The organism is bacterium SCSIO 12696, from assembly GCA_024397955.1.
In the GTDB taxonomy this organism is placed as follows: domain Bacteria; phylum Pseudomonadota; class Gammaproteobacteria; order Pseudomonadales; family Porticoccaceae; genus SCSIO-12696.
The window spans coordinates 2,423,481-2,441,142 of the sequence record CP073744.1 but is presented as its reverse complement, the minus strand read 5'-3'; the positions used below and the strand labels follow the sequence as shown (position 1 = coordinate 2,441,142).

General features: G+C 52.2%; 16 protein-coding genes. 7 read left to right on the top strand and 9 right to left on the bottom strand.

The annotated features are described in order from the left end of the window. Nucleotides 1–3: 3 nt before the first annotated feature. Entirely contained in the window at nt 4–339 is a 336-nt protein-coding gene (locus KFE80_11280; protein ID UTW44954.1) for a DUF1820 family protein, read from the bottom strand. A gap of 115 nt (nt 340–454) precedes the next feature. Between KFE80_11280 and KFE80_11275 the strand changes: the two genes are divergently transcribed. Next, nucleotides 455–733, top strand: coding sequence for a SelT/SelW/SelH family protein (locus KFE80_11275; protein ID UTW44953.1), 279 nt, complete (start codon nt 455–457; stop codon nt 731–733). 54 nt (nt 734–787) lie between these two features. Here the strand turns inward: KFE80_11275 and creD are convergent, their stop codons facing one another. Next, entirely contained in the window at nt 788–2,185 is a 1,398-nt protein-coding gene (creD, locus tag KFE80_11270) for a cell envelope integrity protein CreD (protein UTW44952.1), read from the bottom strand. A 167-nt stretch (nt 2,186–2,352) separates the two neighbouring features. Between creD and miaB the strand changes: the two genes are divergently transcribed. Further along, nucleotides 2,353–3,711 (top strand): tRNA (N6-isopentenyl adenosine(37)-C2)-methylthiotransferase MiaB, encoded by a 1,359-nt coding sequence (miaB, locus tag KFE80_11265; protein ID UTW46706.1) that lies wholly within the window; start codon nt 2,353–2,355, stop codon nt 3,709–3,711. Nucleotides 3,712–3,760: 49 nt separating this feature from the next. Here miaB and KFE80_11260 read toward each other — a convergent pair whose 3' ends face one another. Next, nucleotides 3,761–5,494 carry a PLP-dependent transferase gene (locus KFE80_11260; protein UTW46705.1) on the bottom strand — a complete coding sequence of 578 codons (1,734 nt, stop codon included), beginning with the start codon at nt 5,492–5,494 and terminating at the stop codon, nt 3,761–3,763. Between the two features lie 124 nt (nt 5,495–5,618). On the opposite strand from KFE80_11260, the gene KFE80_11255 reads away from it, so the two are divergent. From KFE80_11255 to lnt, 5 genes are all read left to right on the top strand, one after another. Beyond that, the gene (locus KFE80_11255) at nt 5,619–6,083 is read left to right on the top strand and encodes an Lrp/AsnC family transcriptional regulator (GenBank protein UTW44951.1); all 465 of its coding nucleotides are present in this window, start codon (nt 5,619–5,621) and stop codon (nt 6,081–6,083) included. Between the two features lie 86 nt (nt 6,084–6,169). After that, nucleotides 6,170–7,210 carry a PhoH family protein gene (locus KFE80_11250; GenBank protein ID UTW44950.1) on the top strand — a complete coding sequence of 347 codons (1,041 nt, stop codon included), beginning with the start codon at nt 6,170–6,172 and terminating at the stop codon, nt 7,208–7,210. Continuing rightward, nucleotides 7,207–7,689, top strand: coding sequence for an rRNA maturation RNase YbeY (gene ybeY / locus KFE80_11245; protein UTW44949.1), 483 nt, complete (start codon nt 7,207–7,209; stop codon nt 7,687–7,689). Before KFE80_11250 ends, ybeY begins: the two co-directional genes overlap by 4 nt. Nucleotides 7,690–7,715: 26 nt before the next feature. Continuing rightward, nucleotides 7,716–8,555 (top strand): CBS domain-containing protein, encoded by an 840-nt coding sequence (locus KFE80_11240; GenBank protein ID UTW44948.1) that lies wholly within the window; start codon nt 7,716–7,718, stop codon nt 8,553–8,555. A gap of 95 nt (nt 8,556–8,650) precedes the next feature. Then, on the top strand, nt 8,651–10,120 hold the full coding sequence (gene lnt / locus KFE80_11235) for an apolipoprotein N-acyltransferase (GenBank protein UTW44947.1): 1,470 nt from the start codon (nt 8,651–8,653) through the stop codon (nt 10,118–10,120). A gap of 7 nt (nt 10,121–10,127) precedes the next feature. On the opposite strand, the gene KFE80_11230 is transcribed toward lnt, so the two are convergent. The 6 genes from KFE80_11230 to KFE80_11205 form a co-directional block, all read right to left on the bottom strand. Then, on the bottom strand, nt 10,128–10,499 hold the full coding sequence (locus KFE80_11230) for a CbiX/SirB N-terminal domain-containing protein (protein UTW44946.1): 372 nt from the start codon (nt 10,497–10,499) through the stop codon (nt 10,128–10,130). Between the two features lie 82 nt (nt 10,500–10,581). After that, nucleotides 10,582–11,448, bottom strand: a complete 867-nt coding sequence (locus KFE80_11225; protein ID UTW44945.1) for a polysaccharide deacetylase family protein — start codon at nt 11,446–11,448, stop codon at nt 10,582–10,584. An 81-nt stretch (nt 11,449–11,529) separates the two neighbouring features. Then, the gene (locus tag KFE80_11220) at nt 11,530–11,964 is read right to left on the bottom strand and encodes a two pore domain potassium channel family protein (GenBank protein UTW44944.1); all 435 of its coding nucleotides are present in this window, start codon (nt 11,962–11,964) and stop codon (nt 11,530–11,532) included. Next, a complete protein-coding gene (locus tag KFE80_11215) occupies nt 11,964–15,053 on the bottom strand; it encodes an efflux RND transporter permease subunit (protein UTW44943.1) in 3,090 nt (1,029 codons plus the stop codon). Before KFE80_11215 ends, KFE80_11220 begins: the two co-directional genes overlap by 1 nt. A 15-nt stretch (nt 15,054–15,068) precedes the next feature. Then, nucleotides 15,069–16,124, bottom strand: coding sequence for an efflux RND transporter periplasmic adaptor subunit (locus KFE80_11210; protein UTW44942.1), 1,056 nt, complete (start codon nt 16,122–16,124; stop codon nt 15,069–15,071). Then, a complete protein-coding gene (locus KFE80_11205; protein ID UTW44941.1) occupies nt 16,124–17,551 on the bottom strand; it encodes an efflux transporter outer membrane subunit in 1,428 nt (475 codons plus the stop codon). The genes KFE80_11210 and KFE80_11205 overlap by 1 nt, the downstream gene beginning before the upstream one ends. Between the last annotated feature and the right edge of the window lie 111 nt (nt 17,552–17,662).

The following is a 17,662-nucleotide window of genomic DNA, read 5'->3' as shown; positions in this document are numbered from 1 at the left end:
TAGCTACTCGGCAGCGGGCTTACCGCCAGCGCTGGGAAACGGAAACTGACTGACGTTAGAGCCGGGCTTGGCCTCGGTGATTTTACCGGTGCCTTCCTTCTCCACTTCGTCGATACGCACCACGTTGTGCATGGGAACAAAGGTGCGCTTGACGGTGGCAAATTCGGTTTTCAACTTTTCTTCCGCCGGATCAACAATCATCTGGCTGCGTTCGTTAAACACAAACTCTTCCACCTCAAGAAAACCCCAGAGATCACTCTGATACACGTGGCGGCAGTAAATTTCGTACACTTCATTCTGATTGAAGAAGGTAACGCGATAAACCGGTGTTTTGGACATAGAGCTCAATCAAAGCGCGTTGGCAGAAAATGGGCGCGAAGGATACACCCCCACAGCACTGGTGTCACCCTGCAAACACTGACAAAATGTGAACCATTGATCAGAGGAGAGTACCATGAGCAACCATATTGAAATTGAGTATTGCACCGGCTGCCGTTGGCTGATGCGCGCCTCCTGGATGGCTCAGGAACTGTTGACCACCTTCGAAGGTGAGCTCGACCAACTCACCCTGAAACCAGGTACCGAAGGCGGTATCTTTGAAATTCGGCTGGATGGCGCTTCTTTATGGTCTCGCAAACAGCAGGGCCGCTTTCCGGAAATCACCGAGCTGAAGCAACTGGTGCGTGATCGCATTGCCCCAGAACATGACCTGGGGCACTCCGATAAGAAATAAAAAAAAGCGCCGCAAAGCGGCGCAAGCAAGCGCGACTACTGCTAATAGTGCCGTTTAATCCACCGAGGGTTTGCCCAACTGGGACTCCAGCCGATACCAATCCAGCTTGCGGGTCAGTGCCATGGCCCCCACCAACAAACCAAACAACGCCAACGAACCACCCAGTAGTGCGTAATCTTCTGATTGCAGCAACATATAGAGCATGCCGTAAACCCCAGCCAAGGCGACCGCAAAAATCACACCACGGTTTAATGAGCCCAACACACTGGCCAGATAGTAACCCACCAACCCTACGCAGCAGAGCATGGCCAACAAATACGCAACACCAAATCCCATATGCTCCGATAAGCTCAGCAGTAACAGGAAAAATAACGCCTGGGCCAAACCTACCAAGCCGTATTGAATGGGGTGGATACGCAACCGCATCAGCAGTTCATAGAGAAAGAAGCTCGCAAACGTCAGCCCTACAAACAAGAAGCCGTATTTCAGAGCACGATCGGTATTGGAGTACACGGAAACCGGGTCAATCAACGATACTCCCATATTTTGAAGGTTGCCCAGGTAGAAGTTGTTTTCTGCCAAACCCCGCTTGAGTTCACTCTGGGCGGAGCTGGCCATGGCGGTGACTTGCCACTCTGCATTAAAGCGCGCCTCCTCAACTGCCCTGTCCAGTGGCAAGAAATGACCGTCAAAACTGGGGTGTGGCCAGTCTCCAGCCAGCGACAGCTGATTGTTATGCGCCAGCGGCACCAGTGCAAATCGGCTGGTGCCCTGGAGCAACAGCTTGATATCAAACTGCCAAGTGGACGTTTCAGATAGCACATTCACAGGAAGGTCTGCGTGCACACCGGCGCTCCAGGCGTCCAGGCCTGAGCCAGGCTTTAAAAGAACGGTGTGTTGCTGAGGTTTGGCACCCACTGTCGACAGTGCAAGCTGGGGCTGATTCAAAAACCCCTTGCGATCACTGACCAGCACGGACATCTGCACCCGGTCAACTGACACCTTGCTGCCGTCCCGAGTCGCAAGCGTATCTACAGCAGGCAGCTCCCAGTGACCGTTAAGAGCACTGTTCAAGTGGTACACCTGAGCGGCAAAAATACCTCGGTAGCGAGGCTCTACTGCCATCTGACCAACCAGCTGCAGCTGCTGTGGGTAAACACGTAAAACGCGCTTGGCAACACGTTTCACGTTATAACTCTCACTCCACAATTTATCGCCATCACTCTTCTGACGCTCTTTCTGTTCCGTCCAGCGCTCGGTATAGCGAATGGTTAACAGCGGCCCGGCGAGCCATTGTTGCGAAGCAGTGCTATTGGCAATCTCTGCTTCCACCTGATGCTGGCGTGCCATACGCTCGTTCACCAGGTTATCAACCATACTCAGCGGTATTAGCAGTAATAGCGCCAACAGCAGTAACACCCCACCCTTTAACAACAACGGCAAACGCTTCATAGCAACTCCCGATTTCAGTTGCGCGCACTGTAAATAATCAAGTTGCAGAAACGACGTAGTAATTATGAAGAGCGAGGGATAAACCATGGAGCTGTGTACTGCTCATGAGTAGCGTTTATTTTGTGGTATGCTTCGCGCCCCCTGAATTTGACTACTATTTAACCAGCATGACCATCTCTGAAAACAAGCCAGTCAAAAAACTGCATATCGTCACCCACGGCTGCCAAATGAACGAGTACGACTCAGCTCGTATGCGCGACCTGCTGGGAGAGAGCCACGAGATGGTCACCACCGACGATCCGGCGGAAGCGGACGTATTGCTGCTCAACACCTGCTCCATTCGCGAAAAAGCTCAGGAAAAAGTATTCCACCAACTGGGACGCTGGCGGCCATTTAAAGAGGCCAACCCGGATGTGGTGATCGGGGTGGGCGGCTGTGTGGCCAGCCAGGAAGGTGAGGCCATTGCCAAGCGCGCGCCTTTTGTGGATTTGGTGTTCGGCCCGCAAACCCTGCACCGCTTGCCGGAAATGATGACCGAGAGCGAGCAGTCCGACGGTACGGTAGTAGTGGACATCAGCTTCCCGGAGATTGAGAAGTTCGACAACTTGCCGCAGCCGGAAGCGGACGGCGCCACTGCGTTTGTGTCCATTATGGAAGGCTGCTCCAAGTACTGTACTTTCTGCGTGGTGCCCTACACCCGCGGCGAAGAAGTCAGTCGCCCGTTGGCGGATGTGCTGGCGGAGGTGGCTCACCTGTCCGAGCAAGGGGTTCGCGAGATCAACCTGCTGGGGCAAAACGTCAACGCCTATCGCGGCGAAACCCCGGAAGGGGATGTTTGTGATATGGCAGAGTTAGTAGGCTACGTGGCGGAAGTAGATGGCATCGACCGTATCCGCTACACCACCAGCCACCCGGTGGAGTTCAGCGACAGTCTGATTGCCGCTTACGCGGAAGTACCGGAGCTGGTCAGCCACCTGCACCTGCCGGTGCAAAGCGGTTCCGATCGTATTCTGATGGCCATGAAGCGTGGCCACACGGCGCTGGAATACAAGTCCAAAATTCGCAAACTGCGCCAGATTCGGCCGGATATCAGCATTTCCTCCGATTTTATTATCGGCTTCCCCGGCGAGAGCGAAAAAGACTTTGCCGACACCATGAAGCTGATTGAAGACATCGGTTTCGATACCAGCTTCAGCTTTATTTACAGCGCCCGCCCCGGCACCCCCGCCAGCGATTTGCCCGACGAAACCCCGGCGGACGTGAAAAAGCAGCGCCTGAAAATATTGCAAGACCGCATTAGCCAGAACGCCATGCGCATCAGTCGCCATATGGTGGGCAACACCGAGCGAGTGCTGGTGACGGGTATTTCCAAAAAAGACCCCGGCCAATTGCAAAGCCGCACCGAAAACAACCGGGTGGTGAACTTCCGCTGCGACGACCACAGCCTGATTGGCACATTCGCCGATGTGTTGATTGAAGAGGCGCTACCGAATTCGTTGCGTGGAAGTCTGGTAGCTTCAGAATAACATCGCTGCCGCCATTCCCGCGAAGGCGGGAATGGCGGGATGTGGAGAATTACAACAACGACTCCACGTACAGCTGGTGACGCTTTATGTAGGTTTCGGTAATCAACCGATTCACCTCGCGCTCCCCCATCAACTGCTCACTGAACCCAGGCACTACCGGATCAATGGCCAGCTTGGCCGCTTCGGCAAAGTGAACGATCAAGTCCTTGGGGTTTTCGCAACCCAGGGAGATACGCACGGTGGTCGGATAAATACCGCCCTTTTTCTGGTCTTCTTCGCTCAATTCTGAATGAGTGGTCAAACCGGGGCAGCTAACGATGGTATTGGTCTGGCCAAGGCTGATCTGGTGGGAATAGGCGGGCTCCAAGGCATCAAAAAAGCGTTGGAAGCAGTCTTTGGGAATGCTGCCCATATCAAAGGTAAACAGCGGCGCGGGCAAACCGTGCTTAAGGTGCTGCTCTTTCAACTCATAATTTTCGTTACCGGGAACGGCGTGGCAATTCACCCGAATATCCGGGTGAGCGGCAAAGTAGTTGGCCAGAATCTCGGTGTTAATGGCTTTGTTGATCACCCGCAGATTGAGGGTGCGCATACCCTGCAACACTTCAAACGCGGAATCCGCCGACAAAAACGCGCCCTTGATGTAGTACACGTTCCAGAACATGGTGTTTTCCCAGCCGGGCATTCCCTTGGGAATAAACATATCCTCGTTGCGGGCGATCACACCACCGGCAATCACCGAGCCGGTGCCGGTCAAATCCTTGGTGTAACTGTGAATCATAAAATCCGGACGGCAATCCAGGTCTGGGTGGCGCAGCGGCTGCTGCAATACCGGCGTGCCCACGGTGGCATCGAGAATCACACGCAACCCTTCGGCGTGGGCCGCCTTGCACAGGGCGGGCACGTCCAGCACGTAGCCGTGGGGGTTGCAGGGTGATTCGATATACAGATAAGCCTGTTTACCGTTGTCCAGGCGCTTGGCGTACTGCTGTTTCGCCTGCCGCCAGCAGGCCATAAAGTCGTCCACACCAAAGCCATCGTACTGGGCCACGCCGATATTCAGGTTAGACGGCTTGGCAAACCAGTCGTGAATCAACTGGTGGGCACCGCCGTAAATATTGCGGCTGGCAATCAACACGTCTTCATGGCCCAGCACATGGGACAACGTGCCGTCGATGGCCGCCATACCGCTGTTGTAATTCCAGGCCATGTACTCACCGGCCTCAGGGCCGCACTCCAGGTCGACTATATGGTTGGCCAGCGCGATGGAGGTGGGGTTGAGCAGTCGCGAGTAAATTTGCAGCATAAATTCTTTGCCCTCAAAGGCATCGGCAATCCAGTCGGCGCAGGCAAAGGTGTAGGTGGCGGTGCGAGCAATAACTGGGGTGGCAGAAAACAGCGCCGTCACATTATCGAAAATCGGGTACGCACAGCGCGCCGCCTGAGTGGCGCCACTCTCCCCCAAATGCTGGTAGCTCTTCCGAAAGCTGTTCTGAAAACTGTCGAGAATCTTGGCAATTTGAAATGAGAGGAATTTTTTGGCATTGAACAGGGCAATGCGATCGCTGCGGTCCAGGTCGCGCATATGGCTTTGAGCCAGCTGCCATATATCGTCAACGCCGCCCTGGCAAAGGTAAAGGCTTTGGGCAATATCCGCCAGGCTGCGCCCCAGCTCACTATTGGCGTCAATATTAAAGTGTGCCAGTTGCTCCACCACCAAGCCATTCAGGTCAATGGCGCTGCTGCTATTGCGCACAGGCGAAAGCGCACGGGCTCGATCCATCGGGAAAGTCATGTTATTCATAGCAAGCCTCTATACAACTTAGTTCAAAAAAACGTCTCTTCATATTAGTATTTGTCGGATTACTATTTTTAATTCCGAATTAAATTCGAAAAATAAACCAAATATGGCAATTGACCGAACTGACTTCGAAATTCTGCAGCACTTGCGGAAGAATGCGCGGATATCCAATAAAGAGCTGGCGACAGCTGTGGGCCTGGCCCCCTCCTCTTGCCTGGCTCGGGTGCGCCACCTGCGCGCCAGCGGCGTTATTCAGGGCTACCATGCAGAGCTGAACACACAAGTAGCCGGGGGTGAAATCCAGGCGCTGGTGGCGGTCAAACTCCACCGCCATTCTCGCCAGGATGTGGACTCCTTCCGCCAACACCTGCTGCAACTGCCTGAAGTAGTTAGTGTTTTACACACCAGCGGGGCCAGCGACTTTCAGGTGCAAGTATGGGTAACGAGCACTGACCATCTGCGGGATTTTGTGCTGTCGGGCTTTACCGAACGCCCGGAAGTGGCCCATATCGAAACCTCATTGATTTACCAGCAATGGAAAAGTTGGAGTCTGCCGGAAGCAGGCAAATGACAAACGGTGACAACACCCCTTTGCCAAGCTTCGCAAAGGCGATATGCTAGAGGCCTACGCACAGTCAAAGGCCCCAAAGCAACAGCTTGAACACGACCAGTTTGAACACAAGTGCCACCCACACCATCACCCTGGAACCCAACGACGCCAGACACCTGGCATCCCTCTGCGGGCAATTCGATGCACACCTTCGCCAAATCGAGCAACGGCTGAACATTCAGATTCACAGCCGCGGCAACGTATTTGCCCTCTACGGCGCCCCGGACAACACCGAGGCCGCCAGCGAGCTTTTGCGCACGTTGTACCAGGAGGCCACCAGCGGCCACGAACTCACTCCAGAGGCCATTCACCTGTCGTTGCAACACACCTTGCAAAGCGTCGGGCACGGAAACAAAAAAACCATGAGCAAAACCACCCCCAATCAGGAGAATGACGACAACGTCGAACGCTTTACCCTGATTCGCACCAAAAAGGCCAACATCAAACCCCGAGGTGGCAACCAGCAGGGTTACGTGCGCGCCATCCAAAACCACGACATCAACTTTGGTATTGGCCCGGCGGGCACCGGCAAAACCTATCTGGCGGTTGCCTGTGCGGTAGAAGCACTGTTGCGGGACGAGATAGAACGGATTCTGCTGGTGCGCCCAGCGGTAGAGGCGGGCGAAAAACTGGGCTTTTTGCCGGGAGACCTGTCGCAAAAAGTAGACCCATACTTGCGCCCACTGTACGACGCCCTTTACGAAATGCTGGGCTTCGATACCGTAGAAAAACTGATTGAGCGCAACGTGATTGAAATTGCCCCGCTGGCCTATATGCGCGGCCGCACGCTCAATGGCTCGTTTATTATTCTCGACGAAAGCCAGAACACCACCCGCGAGCAAATGAAGATGTTCCTCACTCGCATTGGTTTTGGCTCCACTGCGGTGATTACCGGGGATACCAGCCAGATCGACCTGCCCCGGGGCACCAAGTCCGGTCTGGTACACGTGTGCGATGTACTCAAAGATGTGGACGCCATCAGCTTTACCTACTTCCAGCCCAAAGACGTGGTCCGCCACCCGTTGGTAGCGCGGATTGTGGAAGCGTACGAGGCCCACGAAGACAGCGAAGCCGACAAGCGCCAATGAACCTGGTTATCGACATCGAGAACGCCTGCGGCAACGACGACGTGCCCGACGAACCCGACATACGACGCTGGTTGACTGCCGCTTTTGCCGCGCTCCCTGACAGTGAGCAACGCAACGATGTGGAGCTGTCACTGCGCCTGGTAGACGAAACCGAGAGCCAGGCGCTCAACCAGCGTTATCGCAATCAAAACAAACCCACCAACGTACTCTCATTCCCATCGCAACTGCCTGCAGAATTGCAGCTGCCACTGTTGGGAGATCTGGCCATTTGCACGCCGGTGGTGGAACGGGAAGCCAGCGAGCAAGGCAAAACCGCCGCTGCCCATTGGGCTCACATGGTCGTGCACGGCACTTTACACTTGCTGGGATACGACCATATTGACGATGCCGACGCTGAAGCCATGGAAGCCCTTGAAAGCCGCATCCTTATTGGCCTCGGGTTCGATGAACCCTACGAGCCCAATCACACAACCCATTAACTGTTAACCAAGAGACCCGCCACAACATGAGCGACGAAAGCGACAACGGCAGCCAGCAGGACAACAAATCCTGGCTGGACAAGCTGACCCAAGCTTTTTCATCTGACCTGGAGACCCGCGAAGAGCTACTGGAAGTACTGCGGGAGGCGCACAACAACCAGATTATCGACAGCGAGGCGTTGGAGATCATTGAAGGTGCGCTGGAAGTTTCCGAGCAGCAAGTGCGCGACATTATGATTCAGCGTTCGCAAATGGTGGCCATCGAATACGAGCAAAAGCCGGAAGAGTTTCTGCCATTGGTGATTGAAAGCGGCCACTCCCGTTTTCCAGTGGTGGGCGACTCCCAAGACGACATCAAGGGCATTTTGCTGGCCAAAGAACTGCTGCCCCTGGTGCTGAAAGGCACCGATGACTTTGACATGGCGGAGCTGGTGCGCCCAGCGGAAATTGTTCCAGAGAGCAAGCGCCTCAATGTATTGCTGCGGGAGTTCCGCGAACAGCGCTACCACATGGCCATTGTGGTGGACGAATACGGCAGTGTATCCGGGCTAGTGACCATCGAAGACGTGCTGGAAGAGATTGTCGGTGAGATCGAGGATGAAACCGACGAGGAAGAAGAAGAACAAATCCGCCCACAAAAAGATGGCACCTTCCTGGTAGAAGCGTTGACGCCCATCGAAGAATTTAATGAGCGTTTCGATGCCGAAATGGACGAAGAAGAATACGACACCATCGGCGGCATTGTGATGCAGGCATTTGGCCGCCTGCCGCAAATTGGTGAGCAAGTGCAAGTTAACGGGCTCACCTTCTCGGTGGTCAAAGGCGATGGCCGCCGTATTCACTTGCTGGAGTTATCCGCCAGCTGAGCCGCTACTGACACGACGTCATCGCGAGTAGCCTCCCTTAAATGAAGAAAGGTTGCTCGCAACGGCGAACTTAAACGACTTTCCTGAAAAACGCCGTGAAACCAACCATTCTCCACCGCATCGCCCTACCCCTTGCTGGCGCCCTGCTGCCACTGTCTTTGGCACCGTTTTTTTGGTGGCCAGCAAGCATTATCAGTGCTGCCGTACTCGCGTTATTGCTCACCGATAACAGCGGCAAACACAGTTACTGGCACACAGTGCTTTACGGCCTCGGGGTATTTGCCGTTGGCGCCAGCTGGGTGTTCAACAGCATCAATGTGTACAGCGAAACGCCTTTTGTCGCGGCCCTGTTACTCACCGCCCTGTTTGTGGCTGTACTGGCATTGATATTCGCCCTGCCCTTTTGGCTGCTTGGCTGGGTGGGCAACAAACCGGTTATGAGGTTACTCGCCTTTCCCGCTGTTTGGGTGGTCGCGGAATGGTTTATCGGCTGGATTCTGACCGGCTTCCCCTGGATCTATCTGGGTTATGGTCATATCCACAGTTGGTTGGCTGGCTGGGCACCAATTGGCGGGGTATTGAGCATCAGCTGGATAGTGGCCTTTTGTGGAGCCACCGCTGCTCTTATGATCAAGCAGCGCAGTCGCACTGCAATAATTGCCCTGTGCAGTTGCTTGGGGCTTTGGCTAGGGGGATTGGCGCTTCAACAGGCGAACTGGACGACTCCCGGCACCCCCATCAGCATTGGCGTATTACAACCCAATATTCCCCAAAATGACCGCTGGCAGTTGGATTATCGGGATCGAATTATCCGCAATAACCTACAGCTGGCAGAACCTTTATGGGGCAACCAATTGGTTATTTGGCCAGAAGCAGCGATCCCCGAACTCCAACACCGGGTGATGCCGCTGGTACGTCAGCTGGATCAGCTGGCGCGACAAAACGATACTGCTTTTATCACCGGCATACCTGTATACAACTTTGAAAAAGACGAGTTCTACAACAGCGTTATTGGGCTGGGCAAAGCCAGCGGCGAATACCGCAAACAACATCTGGTGCCCTTTGGTGAGTACGTACCACTGGCTTCAGTGTTGCGCAAACTGGGGGGATTTTTTGACTTACCCATGTCTGGATTTACACCGGGCACAGCCAACCAGTCATTGATTAGCACTGGCGAACACAAAATCGCCACCGCCATCTGTTACGAAATCGCCTACCAAGGGCTTGTGCGCAAACTCACCCCGGAAGCCAACTTAATTCTCACAGTTAGCAACGACACCTGGTTCGGCGACACCCTGGCACCTCACCAACACCTAGCCATGGCGCAAATGCGCGCACTGGAAAACGGCAAACCGGTGATTCGCGCCACCAACGACGGCATTACCGCATTGATAAACAGCAACGGGAAAGTTGCCAAAAAACTACCACAGTTTACCGATGGCATTCTGATCAGCCAGATAAGCCCCTACGAGGGAAACACACCCTATACCCATATCGGCCACTGGCCAGTGCTGGCTTTTTCGATGCTCTGCCTGGTGGTTTGTTTTTACAGAAAACGAGGTTGATTAGGCCCTAATCCAAGGCGCTGTTCGCAGAGCGAATCAGCAAATCTTGCATCAGTGCCGACTCACCAATATGCGGCGCAATCCGTATATCGACATGAGGATATTGCTGGGCACTGTCAGCCACTATCCTGGGAATATCTTCAACCACATGACGCCCTGAGTTCAGAAAGTAAGGCAGCACAACAACAGAGGTAGCCCCTCCATCCACGCAACGCTTGATGCCATCGGGAATCAACGGCTCCGCCAACTCCAAAAAAGCCCCATGGACACTGGCATACTCGCTGAGATTTCCATTTTTTAACTGCTCAGCCAAAACCATCACTTCGTCGTTGGATTCTTTGCGACGGCTGCCATGGGCAACCAACAGCAGTGCATTCATATCAATTCCTAAAACACTTTTTAAAAGTACTATTCTCGGGAAGCAGGAGCCTGTAAAGCCACGAAAGAACTTTAATTCGACATTACTTAACAATATTGCGGCTTTGTACCAATGCGTCAATATAGTCAGTGTCTTCAGAAGGGTGCCGGAGCTTCTGGGCATCTTCACCTTGAGCATGAGCAATAGCCGCCACTCGCCCTTGGGAATGAAGCCCTGTACTGGGAAACCCTGACTTATCAAAACTGTGCGCTATAGGGTCTTGGTAAGCGGCCTGCGGAGAAATAATTTCCCAACCCTGCTCTTTAATGTGGTCGATCAACTTGGGCAAATACAATGCTGCCGCATCGTTTTCATGCAATAACAATACATGCTTAGGTGATCGGCCCAGCGCCTTAACGGCAATACGATCATAAAACTGTATACATTCCCAAATCAGCTCTACATAGAGATTGCCCATGGCTTCAAGGTCAACTTCTCTCCCTTGAGAGACCGCTTTAGCGAGCACCGCATTGATGTACCATTCATAGTTATCAACCGTGACATAGCCGTTGCTGTAATCAAGGTTATCAAGCCCTTTTTGTAAGGCACGCACGGATCTTTGCTTGCCATAGTGCAAATAAGGAAATCGGTGCAATGGCAAAACATTGTCATACTTCTTTAAAGCAGTCTTGGCATGTTGAACATCCGCCAGATAGTCTTCCACCGTCATATCATTGGCCGACCGATGAGAGTGACTGTGGTTTGCCAAGTGAAACCCGGCATTCACATATTGGCGAAGCGTACTATCGCCATTGGCGTCGATGTACTTGGTTGTCACGAAAAATATCGTGTCCGGAACAGAACGGGCCTGCAAGGCGCCAATAATTTTTTCGGCTCGCTGTTCACGAGTCATCAGTTGACTATCTCCCGCCGGAGCATCATCAAATGTGATGGCAATTTCCCCTGCCATGGCTATTGGCCCAAGCAGCAATAGAAGCAGCATTATCCAAAGTTTCACTGGACACCTTTTGGCAATAAATACACACGCATTCTACACCTCAGGTGTGTACACATGTTTCATCACTTCAAAAATAAATGCCGTGCTCCAGCCAAACAAAATAAACCCATTGGCCGCCTCAAAGGCGCTTAACAAGCGCCAGCTTTCATCTAGATAAATATCGCCAAACCCCACGGTGGTAAACGCAGACATGGAAAAATACATCGCCGCTTCAAAGTCTGGCAACACACCCAATATCTGATAACAGGCCGCCCAACCCCAGACCTGCACCAAGTGAGATAAAAACACACAGAAAATCGTCACCACCATCACCAGGATGGCTCTACTCAATAACATGGGACTCTGAGGCAGCTGAAGATAAGGCCGATATTTTTCCAGCACAAAAATTAGCCGATCCAAAGCGACGCCGTGAACAACCACCGTGAGCAATATCATCAAAAAGCCCAAGGCAAATTGATGAACAAGCATCAGTGGGCCTTCACTTTATAAAACAGTGCATACAGAACCGGCACAACGATCATGGTCAACACGGTACCGAACGCCAAACCTGCCATAATGGTCACCGCCATAGACACCCAGAACACATCCTGAATCAGAGGTATCACACCCAGCACCGTTGTTGCCGCTGCCATCGCTACGGGATTGAGGCGCGATAATCCGGCATTGATAATGGCATCGTATTCTTTCTGGCCTTTTTCATTGATATTGAGTTTGATCTCGTCGATCAAAACAATGGCGTTCTTGATCATCATGCCTGCCAAAGACAATGCGCCGAGCAAAGACATAAACCCGAAGGACACGTTGATACCAAGCAGACCAGCAGCAATCCCGATCAGCGATAGTGGTATGGTTAAGAAGATGATAATTGCCGGCTTTAGCTCATTGAACAGCAGTACGATGATGAAAAACATCAACACCACTGCCGGAATAAGCCCTGGGATCAAAGAGCTTTGGGACTTCTCACTGCTTTCGGCCTCAGCACCCCACTCTACGGTATAACCCGGAGGCAAACTGCGCTCAAATTCAGCATAAGTTGCCAACACATCGTTGCGCAGCGTGGGCAAGGTTACACCGGCAAGCGGTTCTGCCTGAATCGTAATGGTACGCTGGCGATCCCGACGCCAGATCAAAGGGTCTTCCCAATCCAGGGTCACGTCATCGGCGACCTGGGTTAACGGCACAGTTTCTCCCGAAAAGGCCTGAGGGATCTGTACGGTATAGATGGAAGAAGCGTTATCACGCTCTGCGGCTTCGTTGCGCAACAGGATTGGCAATAAATCGTCTCCCTCGCGAAATTGCCCAACCGGAAGCCCGTCGAACGCCCGTCGCGTGGCGCCAGCAACATCACCGCGAGTAATTTGAGCCCAGCGGCCCTCATTCTGATCGTAGTCAACCACTACTTTCGGCGCCTTCTCCCGCCAGTCTAATCGCGCATCTGCCACTAGCGAGTGATCTTTAATCAAATCCAGGCCGCGATTGCCAATAGCTCGAATTTCGTCTAACCCAGCATCGTCTGGAGCGGAAACGCGCAGCTCGAATTTCCAGGCGTTGCCCGGGCCGACAGAATATTTTCGAACACGGAATACCGGTGCCTCTGGAACATTTTCCTTGAGCCAAGGTTGTAAGGTTTCAATAATGCCATCAATTTTCTTGTAGTCGTCCACATTGACAATCAGTTGCCCGTAAGACTGAAAAAACAGCTCTGGCTCAACCGGCAGATAAAAACGCGGCGGCCCAGAGCCAATAAAGCTGCTGACGCTATCTACACCGTCGAACGACATAATTTTTGCTTCTGCTCTTGCCAACAATTCGGCGGTTTGCGGTATCCGCGTTCCTGTGGGAGCGTACATATCCACCATAAATTGAGGGCGTGAGGAGTCCGGAAAAAAGCTTTTTGGCACGTATTTAAAACCCCAACCAGACACCACCAGCAAACCGACCATGAGTATCAGTGTCAGCCCTCTGAACTTAATCGCTTTTTCCAATACATGACGATAGCCCCTAAAAAACGGAGACGAATAAGGATCGCGCTCGCCGTGATCACCGCTCTCAGTTTTGAGCATAGCCACACATTGCATGGGGGTAACCGTCATGGAAACCAACCAGCTAAACATCAGCGAGATACCCACCACCTGAAACAGCGATAAACAATATTCGCCCACATCCTCTGTGGAACCGCCGATGGGGTAAAAGGCCAAAACCGCAATAACCGTTGCGCCCAGCAAAGGCATAGAAGGGCCTCGGGCAGACTCAACCGCTGCTTGCATTCTGCTCTTGCCCTGGCGCAAACGCACCATAATGCCGTCACCCACTACAATGGAATTATCCACCATCATGCCGAGGGCAATAACCAACGCACCCAGAGACATACGCTGTAGGTCAATGCCCATCACATTCATAAATATCAATGTACCGAGAATGGTGAGCACAAGGGAGGTACCAATAATCACCCCCATACGCCATCCCATCGCCAGGGCCAAGACCACAAGCACAATGACAACCGCCTCAATCAAGCTGACAATAAAACTGTCGATGGCAGTGCCAACTTCATCCGCTTGCCAGGAAATTTTATGAACATCAATACCAACAGGAATTTCGGCTTGTAACTGATCTAAGCGTTTTTCAAGGCGTTCACCCAGCTCAATAATGTTTGAGCCTGCAACATTAGAAATAGCCAAACCAATGGCAGGTTGACCGTTATAACGCATGGTTTGTACAGAGGGCTCAATAAAGCCTTCTTCTACTTCGGCAATATCGCGAATGGTGATTAGCTGATCCTGGGTTTCTCCAGAAACAAATTCACTTAGCTGAGAAGGGCTAATGCTTAAGTGAGCGATGTCCTCGATACTATTAAATTCGCCGGTAATTTGAATACGCGCGGCTTGTTCGTCGTAATAAACATTACCCGACGGAAGAATATTGTTTTGCAGATTCAATGCCTGAGCAATATCGCCGGCTTTAATACCCATCTCAGCCAGTCGACTTTCACTGACCTTCAAGTAAACCGCGCGATTCTGTTTACCCCAAAACTCAACACGAGAGACATCTTCAACCAAGGAGAGTTTACGTTTGAGGTTTTTGACTTCTTTTTCCAGTTCTTTGTAGCTATAGCCATCGCCTGTCACCGCCAGTACAAAACCAAATACATCGCCAAAGTCATCACTGATTTCAGGGCGGGAAGCTCCGATGGGCAAATCTCGTTCGATATTGCGAATCTTGCGGCGCAACGTATCCCAAATTTGCGGCAACTTGTCCGACCAGTATTTGCTTTTGATCTCTACTTTGACCAATGACAAACCAGCACGGGACACGGACTCTACATAATCGATTTCCGCAATTTCCTGCAGCGCAATTTCAATGCGTTCGGTGACTTCTTTTTCAACTTGAACCGGGCCAGCACCAGGGTACTGGGTTGCAACAACTGCGGTTTTAATAGTGAACTCTGGGTCTTCCAACTTGCCCAGGTTTTCGTAACTCATCACACCGCCAAATACCAACAAGGCGACGGCCAGCCAAGTGACGACCCGATTCTTAATAGAGAACTCTGTAATACTCATGACATAGCCCCTGCGTCACTTATTTCGCGTTATTCTGACTTTCTGCCCATCACTCAGGCTGTTTACACCCGCCGACGCAATGAACTCACCACCTTTCAAACCCTGCACCAATACACCGTGCTGAGTCAGCTCGCCGGGCTGCACAACAGTCCGGCTGACCTCACCGGTTTCCTGCTCAATGACCCAGACGTAACTTTTACCATCTGTACCAGCGAGAATGGCATTTAAAGGCACTTCAAATCCCCGTGATTTCAGGGGGGTATTCCCAGGCTTGGTTTGTGGTGCGCGCCATGCCTTGCCGGCCATACCCGGCAGGATGGTGACATCCTCAGGTTGATCCATAAGCAGTGTTACCGAATAAGTACGCGTTGCAGGGGAGGCCTCTGCGGCAATTTCGCTGATTTTTGAATGAATAACTGTGTTTGGGAAATCATCGAACACCACCAGAACATCCATGCCTTCTTTAGCCATAGAAATAATGTCCGATGGAATATCGGTCTCCATTTCAATACGCTCAGGGTTCACGATGCGAATAGCTGGCTGCTTGGCCTGTACATTGCCAAAGCTTTTTATCTGCTTGGACGACACGATGGCATCATAAGGTGCGACCAACCTGGTATCGTCGAGGGCTTTTTGGTGGATGTTAACTGTTGCTTTTGCGCTTTCGTAAGCGGCTTCTGCGTTGGTAACATCTTGCTTTGAAACCGCGTTATCCGCCAATGCGTTTAACATGCGGTCGTACTGCGCTTTTGCACGCTTCAGTTCAGCCCGGCTTTGATCCAGGGTGTTTCGAAAATCTCGAGCATCAATCGTGGCCAGAACATCGCCTTTTTTAACTCGGTCTCCCACAGCAACGGGAATTTCATTCAACTTCCCTGACACTTCGAACGCCAGAGTAACGGCATTTGACGCAGCAGCACGGCCGGGAAATTTACGCTTGCTGAACTCTTCCTGAGCACCTACATGAAACGCTCGAACCGGGCGCACCACGTTTTCAGTCTGCACGTTTCCTTCTGTGCATGCGGTCAAAAAAACCAACATGCTCAGCAATACAATGATTGATCGAAACATTACTTTGTCTCCTTGGCATTCAGTTCAATGGCTTGGGCCTGACTCCAACCACCACCCATAGCTCGATAAATACTCACCAGATAACGAACCAGCATGCCCTGCGAATTCGCAAGGCGATCTTCTTCGGCAAACAGCACACGTTCGGCATCCAGTACCGTTTGGAAATTGGTCAAACCATTTTTGTATTGGGACTTGGCGACATTGACAGTCTTTTGAGCAGCACCCACGGATTTGTTGAGGTACTTCAGGCGCTGCAGCTCTTGTTGATAACCAATCAAGCCACTTTCCACATCTTCAAATGCAGCCAGCACAGTTTTCTCATAGGCCGCCCTAGCCTGCTCCACCCTGGCATCTTCAATGTCGATCAAACGACGCTTACGACTCGCGTCAAAAATATTCCAGGACAAGTTCGGCCCAAACGACCACAAGGTAGATTCACTGCTTGAGCCAGTGGCGGCAAAAATGCCACTCAAGGAAAGCCGCGGATAGAGGTTGGCGGTTGCCACACCTACTCTGGCAGTCTGAGCAGCCAACTGCCGTTCTGCGCGGCGAATATCCGGGCGCTGCCGCAAAATCTCACGGGGAATCGACAAGGCAATACCATCGGGCACCACCGGTATTGGATAGATTTTTGACAGTTCAGTATTAAGTGCACCGGGGTTCTGACCCAGTAAAACTGCAAGGCGGTTTACCGCACGAGCCAACCCGGCATTTAATTGTGGAATGGAGGACTCAGAGCCAGCCAAATTTTGCTCAGCCTGATTTACATCCAACTCTGAAGTCAGCTCTGCTTTATAGCGCGCTTTCACCACCTTAAGCGTTTCACGTTGATTGGATACGTTCTTACTAGCCAACTCCAGGCGCTTTTGCAGTGTTCTTACCTCGACGTAGGTTTGCGCAACTTCAGCATTGAGAGACACTTGCACTCCGCGAAAACCCTCAACAGTCGCTTCAAACTGTGCCTTTGCCGCCTGTTGCTGGCGACGGATGCGGCCAAACAGATCAATTTCCCAAGCGAGGGACGAACCAATGGCTTCAAAGTCGTCCGTACTTACCGGAATGTCCACCACATCTCCACCTACACTGCTGCGCCTGGCGCTGCCAATCACATCCACGCTGGGATAAGAGGCCGAAGACGCCACCCCATATTGAGCACTCGCCTCTTCAATTCGCGCCAAGGCAATGCGCAAGTCCAGGCTACTGCTATTGGCGCGGGCAATCAGGGACTCCAAAGCCGGGTCATTTAACTGCTGCCACCACTGGCTTAGATCCTGTGCGGAACCGCCCAGCTGATGATTCCAGGCATCCGGCACATCGACTTTTGGAGGGGCATCGTAGTCTGGACCAACGACTGCGCAACCTGCGAGCACCAGCGTGGCCAATCCCACAATGGGACCAAGTAGTTTTTTAGGGTGTACCCCGATCATCAGTCTCTCCCAAGTACGAACAACGCTGGATCAATTCCGCCAGCGATATGAACAATTGCGCGAAATATACCCAATAATTATTTAATGTCAATAATTTATTTACATTAAACA

What these genes read in the sequence shown, in the direction of transcription:
- KFE80_11280 (UTW44954.1), bottom strand. Translation starts at nt 339, where the DNA reads ATGTCCAAAACACCGGTTTATCGCGTTACCTTCTTCAATCAGAATGAA.
- KFE80_11275 (UTW44953.1), top strand. Translation starts at nt 455, where the DNA reads ATGAGCAACCATATTGAAATTGAGTATTGCACCGGCTGCCGTTGGCTG.
- creD (UTW44952.1), bottom strand. Translation starts at nt 2,185, where the DNA reads ATGAAGCGTTTGCCGTTGTTGTTAAAGGGTGGGGTGTTACTGCTGTTG.
- miaB (UTW46706.1), top strand. Translation starts at nt 2,353, where the DNA reads ATGACCATCTCTGAAAACAAGCCAGTCAAAAAACTGCATATCGTCACC.
- KFE80_11260 (UTW46705.1), bottom strand. Translation starts at nt 5,494, where the DNA reads ATGGATCGAGCCCGTGCGCTTTCGCCTGTGCGCAATAGCAGCAGCGCC.
- KFE80_11255 (UTW44951.1), top strand. Translation starts at nt 5,619, where the DNA reads ATGGCAATTGACCGAACTGACTTCGAAATTCTGCAGCACTTGCGGAAG.
- ybeY (UTW44949.1), top strand. Translation starts at nt 7,207, where the DNA reads ATGAACCTGGTTATCGACATCGAGAACGCCTGCGGCAACGACGACGTG.
- KFE80_11240 (UTW44948.1), top strand. Translation starts at nt 7,716, where the DNA reads ATGAGCGACGAAAGCGACAACGGCAGCCAGCAGGACAACAAATCCTGG.
- KFE80_11230 (UTW44946.1), bottom strand. Translation starts at nt 10,499, where the DNA reads ATGAATGCACTGCTGTTGGTTGCCCATGGCAGCCGTCGCAAAGAATCC.
- KFE80_11225 (UTW44945.1), bottom strand. Translation starts at nt 11,448, where the DNA reads ATGGCAGGGGAAATTGCCATCACATTTGATGATGCTCCGGCGGGAGAT.
- KFE80_11220 (UTW44944.1), bottom strand. Translation starts at nt 11,964, where the DNA reads ATGCTTGTTCATCAATTTGCCTTGGGCTTTTTGATGATATTGCTCACG.
- KFE80_11215 (UTW44943.1), bottom strand. Translation starts at nt 15,053, where the DNA reads ATGAGTATTACAGAGTTCTCTATTAAGAATCGGGTCGTCACTTGGCTG.
- KFE80_11210 (UTW44942.1), bottom strand. Translation starts at nt 16,124, where the DNA reads ATGTTTCGATCAATCATTGTATTGCTGAGCATGTTGGTTTTTTTGACC.
- KFE80_11205 (UTW44941.1), bottom strand. Translation starts at nt 17,551, where the DNA reads ATGATCGGGGTACACCCTAAAAAACTACTTGGTCCCATTGTGGGATTG.